This is a genomic window from Helicobacter pylori (assembly GCF_014498195.1).
Lineage (GTDB): Bacteria > Campylobacterota > Campylobacteria > Campylobacterales > Helicobacteraceae > Helicobacter > Helicobacter pylori_DO.
This window is the reverse complement of sequence record NZ_JACTGH010000029.1, coordinates 1-2,108: the sequence shown is the minus strand read 5'-3', so window position 1 is coordinate 2,108 and position 2,108 is coordinate 1. Positions and strand designations below refer to the sequence as shown.

Below are 2,108 nucleotides of genomic sequence, written 5' to 3'. Positions count from 1 at the left end.
AAATAAGAAAGAATAAGCTCAATCCTTCAAAACTAAGCAACAAGAAGCTCTTTTGTCAGGTAATACTCTTTGGCTTTTAACAAGCGAATGTTAAAAGCTTTTCTCTAGAAAGGAGGTGATCCAACCGCAGGTTCACCTACGGTTACCTTGTTACGACTTCACCCCAGTCGCTGTGTGTGCCGTGGGCAGTAGCCAATTTAGCATCCTGACTTAAGGCAAACACAACTCCCATGGTGTGACGGGCGGTGAGTACAAGACCCGGGAACGTATTCACCGCAACATGGCTGATTTGCGATTACTAGCGATTCCAGCTTCATGCAGGCGAGTTGCAGCCTACAATCCGAACTGAGAGGCGTTTTGAAGATTGGCTCCACTTCGCAGTATTGCTTCTCTTTGTGCACCCCATTGTAGCACGTGTGTAGCCCTAGGCGTAAGGGCCATGATGACTTGACGTCGTCCCCACCTTCCTCCTCCTTACGGAGGCAGTATCCTTAGAGTTCTCAGCATGACCTGTTAGCAACTAAGAAAGGGGGTTGCGCTCGTTGCGGGACTTAACCCAACATCTCACGACACGAGCTGACGACAGCCGTGCAGCACCTGTTTTCAAGGTCTAGCAAGCTAGACACTCCACTATTTCTAGCGGATTCTCTCAATGTCAAGCCTAGGTAAGGTTCTTCGTGTATCTTCGAATTAAACCACATGCTCCACCGCTTGTGCGGGTCCCCGTCTATTCCTTTGAGTTTTAATCTTGCGACCGTACTCCCCAGGCGGGATGCTTAATGCGTTAGCTGCATTACTGGAGAGACTAAGCCCTCCAACAACTAGCATCCATCGTTTAGGGCGTGGACTACCAGGGTATCTAATCCTGTTTGCTCCCCACGCTTTCGCGCAATCAGCGTCAGTAATGTTCCAGCAGGTCGCCTTCGCAATGAGTATTCCTCTTGATCTCTACGGATTTTACCCCTACACCAAGAATTCCACCTACCTCTCCCACACTCTAGAATAGTAGTTTCAAATGCAGTTCTATGGTTAAGCCATAGGATTTCACACCTGACTGACTATCCCGCCTACGCGCTCTTTACGCCCAGTGATTCCGAGTAACGCTTGCACCCTCCGTATTACCGCGGCTGCTGGCACGGAGTTAGCCGGTGCTTATTCGTTAGATACCGTCATTATCTTCTCTAACAAAAGGAGTTTACAATCCTAAAACCTTCATCCTCCACGCGGCGTTGCTGCTTCAGGGTTTCCCCCATTGAGCAATATTCCCTACTGCTGCCTCCCGTAGGAGTCTGGACCGTGTCTCAGTTCCAGTGTGTCCGTTCACCCTCTCAGGCCGGATACCCGTCATAGCCTTGGTAAGCCATTACCTTACCAACAAGCTGATAGGACATAGGCTGATCTCTTAGCGATAAATCTTTCCCCCGTAGGGAGTATCTGGTATTAATCATCGTTTCCAATGGCTATCCCAAACTAAGAGGCACATGACCTATGCGTTACTCACCCGTGCGCCACTAATCAGCATTCTAGCAAGCTAGAAGCTTCATCGTTCGACTTGCATGTATTAGGCACGCCGCCAGCGTTCACTCTGAGCCAGGATCAAACTCTCCATAAAAGTGTTTGTCCCAAAGCTCTTTTGTTTTTTGATAGGCTGTTGTTATTCCTAACAACAGCTTTAGCGTATCACAAGAACTCGTTTTATTTGGTTATTGAATAAAACGGGTTGTGTTCTTAAGTATTACAACAACAAAACAGAAAGAAACTTTTTAAAAAGGTTTAGCCAAACGCTAACCTTAAATATTCTCATGCCATTCAGTTATCAATCATAATGATATAATCATCATAATCAATGAAATTGATTGGTACTAGTTGGATAAGAATTTCTTATAAAAGAATGAAAGTTATAAAAACCCTCACTCTATTTAGTCAGTCATTACTTATTTTATTTTAGAATATCCCTTTAAAAAGAACTTCTATCAATTTGCTTAGTTTTCAAAGATCGTTTGCTTTTAATCAGCTATCCTTGTAAGGTATCAAGCGGCTTTTTAAAAGCCCTTGCTGAAACAAGGAAATGAAAGTATAGTCATAGAAAGCTTAAGGTTTGCTTAAAT

At 44.7% G+C, this 2,108-nt stretch carries 1 rRNA gene and 1 pseudogene; one reads left to right on the top strand and one right to left on the bottom strand.

Features of this window, described 5'->3' with window-relative positions:
- Positions 1 to 108: 108 nt before the first annotated feature.
- Positions 109 to 1,612 (bottom strand): 16S ribosomal RNA (locus tag H7N67_RS07825).
- Between the two features lie 21 nt (positions 1,613 to 1,633).
- On the opposite strand from H7N67_RS07825, the pseudogene H7N67_RS07820 reads away from it, so the two are divergent.
- Positions 1,634 to 1,826, top strand: a pseudogene (locus H7N67_RS07820) (hypothetical protein).
- The last annotated feature ends 282 nt before the right edge of the window (positions 1,827 to 2,108 follow it).